Genomic DNA, 5,048 nt, shown 5'->3' on the forward strand with positions numbered 1-5,048 from the left:
AGACCTTTGAGAACTGAATAAGAAACCAAGTGCAGGGTTATGATAGAAGAAATTATAACCTGTCAATTTACAAGAATAAATCGTCAGACGACGGTAATGAGTTAACGCTCGAACAATTATTAAAGATTTTAATGAGAGTTTGATCCTGGCTCAGGACGAACGCTGGCGGCGTGCCTAATACATGCAAGTAGAACGCTGAAGAGAGGAGCTTGCTCTTCTTGGATGAGTTGCGAACGGGTGAGTAACGCGTAGGTAACCTGCCTTGTAGCGGGGGATAACTATTGGAAACGATAGCTAATACCGCATAACAATGGATGACACATGTCATTTATTTGAAAGGGGCAATTGCTCCACTACAAGATGGACCTGCGTTGTATTAGCTAGTAGGTGAGGTAACGGCTCACCTAGGCGACGATACATAGCCGACCTGAGAGGGTGATCGGCCACACTGGGACTGAGACACGGCCCAGACTCCTACGGGAGGCAGCAGTAGGGAATCTTCGGCAATGGGGGCAACCCTGACCGAGCAACGCCGCGTGAGTGAAGAAGGTTTTCGGATCGTAAAGCTCTGTTGTAAGTCAAGAACGAGTGTGAGAGTGGAAAGTTCACACTGTGACGGTAGCTTACCAGAAAGGGACGGCTAACTACGTGCCAGCAGCCGCGGTAATACGTAGGTCCCGAGCGTTGTCCGGATTTATTGGGCGTAAAGCGAGCGCAGGCGGTTTGATAAGTCTGAAGTTAAAGGCTGTGGCTCAACCATAGTTCGCTTTGGAAACTGTCAAACTTGAGTGCAGAAGGGGAGAGTGGAATTCCATGTGTAGCGGTGAAATGCGTAGATATATGGAGGAACACCGGTGGCGAAAGCGGCTCTCTGGTCTGTAACTGACGCTGAGGCTCGAAAGCGTGGGGAGCGAACAGGATTAGATACCCTGGTAGTCCACGCCGTAAACGATGAGTGCTAGGTGTTGGATCCTTTCCGGGATTCAGTGCCGCAGCTAACGCATTAAGCACTCCGCCTGGGGAGTACGACCGCAAGGTTGAAACTCAAAGGAATTGACGGGGGCCCGCACAAGCGGTGGAGCATGTGGTTTAATTCGAAGCAACGCGAAGAACCTTACCAGGTCTTGACATCCCGATGCTATTTCTAGAGATAGAAAGTTACTTCGGTACATCGGTGACAGGTGGTGCATGGTTGTCGTCAGCTCGTGTCGTGAGATGTTGGGTTAAGTCCCGCAACGAGCGCAACCCCTATTGTTAGTTGCCATCATTCAGTTGGGCACTCTAGCGAGACTGCCGGTAATAAACCGGAGGAAGGTGGGGATGACGTCAAATCATCATGCCCCTTATGACCTGGGCTACACACGTGCTACAATGGTTGGTACAACGAGTTGCGAGTCGGTGACGGCAAGCTAATCTCTTAAAGCCAATCTCAGTTCGGATTGTAGGCTGCAACTCGCCTACATGAAGTCGGAATCGCTAGTAATCGCGGATCAGCACGCCGCGGTGAATACGTTCCCGGGCCTTGTACACACCGCCCGTCACACCACGAGAGTTTGTAACACCCGAAGTCGGTGAGGTAACCTTTTGGAGCCAGCCGCCTAAGGTGGGATAGATGATTGGGGTGAAGTCGTAACAAGGTAGCCGTATCGGAAGGTGCGGCTGGATCACCTCCTTTCTAAGGAAAAACGGAATGTACTTGAGTTTCTTATTTAGTTTTGAGAGGTCTTGTGGGGCCTTAGCTCAGCTGGGAGAGCGCCTGCTTTGCACGCAGGAGGTCAGCGGTTCGATCCCGCTAGGCTCCATTGAATCGAAAGATTCAAGTATTGTCCATTGAAAATTGAATATCTATATCAAATTCCATATGTAATTAATTACATATAGATAGTAACAAGAAAATAAACCGAAACGCTGTGAATATTTAATGAGTTAGGTCGAAAGACCAAAATAAGGTTAAGTTAATAAGGGCGCACGGTGGATGCCTTGGCACTAGAAGCCGATGAAGGACGTGACTAACGACGAAATGCTTTGGGGAGCTGTAAGTGAGCAATGATCCAGAGATGTCCGAATGGGGGAACCCGGCAGGTAATGCCTGTCACTCATTACTGTTAAGGTAATGTAGAGGAAGACGCAGTGAACTGAAACATCTAAGTAGCTGCAGGAAGAGAAAGCAAAAGCGATTGCCTTAGTAGCGGCGAGCGAAACGGCAAGAGGGCAAACCGAAGAGTTTACTCTTCGGGGTTGTAGGACTGCAACGTGGACTTAAAGATTATAGAAGAACTACCTGGGAAGGTAGGCCAAAGAGAGTAATAGCCTCGTATTCGAAATAGTCTTTATACCTAGCAGTATCCTGAGTACGGCGAGACACGAGAAATCTCGTCGGAATCTGGGAGGACCATCTCCCAACCCTAAATACTCTCTAGTGACCGATAGTGAACCAGTACCGTGAGGGAAAGGTGAAAAGCACCCCGGGAGGGGAGTGAAATAGAACCTGAAACCGTGTGCCTACAACAAGTTCGAGCCCGTTAATGGGTGAGAGCGTGCCTTTTGTAGAATGAACCGGCGAGTTACGATATGATGCGAGGTTAAGTTGAAGAGACGGAGCCGTAGGGAAACCGAGTCTTAATAGGGCGCATTAGTATCATGTCGTAGACCCGAAACCATGTGACCTACCCATGAGCAGGTTGAAGGTGAGGTAAAACTCACTGGAGGACCGAACCAGGGCACGTTGAAAAGTGCTTGGATGACTTGTGGGTAGCGGAGAAATTCCAAACGAACTTGGAGATAGCTGGTTCTCTCCGAAATAGCTTTAGGGCTAGCGTCGATGTTAAGTCTCTTGGAGGTAGAGCACTGTTTGGGTGAGGGGTCCATCCCGGATTACCAATCTCAGATAAACTCCGAATGCCAACGAGATATAATCGGCAGTCAGACTGCGAGTGCTAAGATCCGTAGTCGAAAGGGAAACAGCCCAGACCACCAGCTAAGGTCCCAAAATATATGTTAAGTGGAAAAGGATGTGGGGTTGCACAGACAACTAGGATGTTAGCTTAGAAGCAGCTATTCATTCAAAGAGTGCGTAATAGCTCACTAGTCGAGTGACCCTGCGCCGAAAATGTACCGGGGCTAAAACATATTACCGAAGCTGTGGATACCTTTATAGGTATGGTAGGAGAGCGTTCTATGTGCGAAGAAGGTGTACCGTGAGGAGTGCTGGAGCGCATAGAAGTGAGAATGCCGGTATGAGTAGCGAAAGACAGGTGAGAATCCTGTCCACCGTAAGACTAAGGTTTCCAGGGGAAGGCTCGTCCGCCCTGGGTTAGTCGGGACCTAAGGAGAGACCGAAAGGTGTATCCGATGGACAACAGGTTGATATTCCTGTACTAGAGTATATAGTGATGGAGGGACGCAGTAGGCTAACTAAACCAGACGATTGGAAGTGTCTGGCCAAGCAGTGAGGTGTGATATGAGTTAAATGCTTATATCTATAACATTGAGCTGTGATGGGGAGCGAAGTTTAGTAGCGAAGTTAGTGATGTCACACTGCCGAGAAAAGCTTCTAGCGTTAATTATACTCTACCCGTACCGCAAACCGACACAGGTAGTCGAGGCGAGTAGCCTCAGGTGAGCGAGAGAACTCTCGTTAAGGAACTCGGCAAAATGGCCCCGTAACTTCGGGAGAAGGGGCGCTGACTTATGGTCAGCCGCAGTGAATAGGCCCAAGCAACTGTTTATCAAAAACACAGCTCTCTGCTAAATCGTAAGATGATGTATAGGGGGTGACGCCTGCCCGGTGCTGGAAGGTTAAGAGGAGTGCTTAGCGTAAGCGAAGGTATGAATTGAAGCCCCAGTAAACGGCGGCCGTAACTATAACGGTCCTAAGGTAGCGAAATTCCTTGTCGGGTAAGTTCCGACCCGCACGAAAGGCGTAATGATTTGGGCACTGTCTCAACGAGAGACTCGGTGAAATTTTAGTACCTGTGAAGATGCAGGTTACCCGCGACAGGACGGAAAGACCCCATGGAGCTTTACTGCAGTTTGATATTGAGTATCTGTACCACATGTACAGGATAGGTAGGAGCCTATGACCTCGGGACGCCAGTTTCGAGTGAGGCGTTGTTGGGATACTACCCTTGTGTTATGGCTACTCTAACCCAGATAGGTTATCCCTATCGGAGACAGTGTCTGACGGGCAGTTTGACTGGGGCGGTCGCCTCCTAAAAGGTAACGGAGGCGCCCAAAGGTTCCCTCAGAATGGTTGGAAATCATTCGCAGAGTGTAAAGGTATAAGGGAGCTTGACTGCGAGAGCTACAACTCGAGCAGGGACGAAAGTCGGGCTTAGTGATCCGGTGGTTCCGCATGGAAGGGCCATCGCTCAACGGATAAAAGCTACCCTGGGGATAACAGGCTTATCTCCCCCAAGAGTTCACATCGACGGGGAGGTTTGGCACCTCGATGTCGGCTCGTCGCATCCTGGGGCTGTAGTCGGTCCCAAGGGTTGGGCTGTTCGCCCATTAAAGCGGCACGCGAGCTGGGTTCAGAACGTCGTGAGACAGTTCGGTCCCTATCCGTCGCGGGCGTAGGAAATTTGAGAGGATCTGCTCCTAGTACGAGAGGACCAGAGTGGACTTACCGCTGGTGTACCAGTTGTTCTGCCAAGAGCATCGCTGGGTAGCTATGTAGGGAAGGGATAAACGCTGAAAGCATCTAAGTGTGAAGCCCACCTCAAGATGAGATTTCCCATGATTTTATATCAGTAAGAGCCCTGAGAGATGATCAGGTTGATAGGTTAGAAGTGGAAGTGTGGTGACACATGTAGCGGACTAATACTAATAGCTCGAGGACTTATCCAAAGAAAGTAACTGAGACATATTGACAACGATTTGGTTTCTTGATACAGTATAGATATTCAATTTTGAGTTGAGAATACTCAGAGTTAAGTGATGATAGCCTAGGAGATACACCTGTTCCCATGCCGAACACAGAAGTTAAGCCCTAGTACGCCTGATGTAGTTGGGGGTTGCCCCCTGTTAGATACGGTAGTCGCTTAGCG

The 5,048-nt window shown here is 49.3% G+C and carries 1 tRNA gene and 3 rRNA genes; all 4 read left to right on the forward strand.

Annotation, left to right across the window (positions count from 1 at the left end):
• The first annotated feature begins 127 nt into the window (after nucleotides 1–127).
• The 4 genes from H7T98_RS10045 (at nucleotide 128) to rrf (ending at nucleotide 5,047) form a co-directional block, all read left to right on the forward strand.
• A 16S ribosomal RNA gene (locus tag H7T98_RS10045) occupies nucleotides 128–1,675 on the forward strand.
• A gap of 54 nt (nucleotides 1,676–1,729) precedes the next feature.
• Nucleotides 1,730–1,802, forward strand: a tRNA-Ala gene (locus H7T98_RS10050).
• 146 nt (nucleotides 1,803–1,948) lie between these two features.
• Nucleotides 1,949–4,848: ribosomal RNA gene (locus H7T98_RS10055) — 23S ribosomal RNA — on the forward strand.
• Nucleotides 4,849–4,931: 83 nt separating this feature from the next.
• Nucleotides 4,932–5,047 (forward strand): 5S ribosomal RNA (gene rrf, locus H7T98_RS10060).
• The 16S, 23S and 5S rRNA genes sit together here with 1 tRNA gene alongside, the layout of an rRNA operon.
• The last annotated feature ends 1 nt before the right edge of the window (nucleotide 5,048 follow it).

The sequence above is a fragment of the Streptococcus sp. 23.2 genome, from assembly GCF_016648665.1.
Taxonomy (GTDB): Bacteria; Bacillota; Bacilli; order Lactobacillales; family Streptococcaceae; genus Streptococcus; species Streptococcus salivarius_E.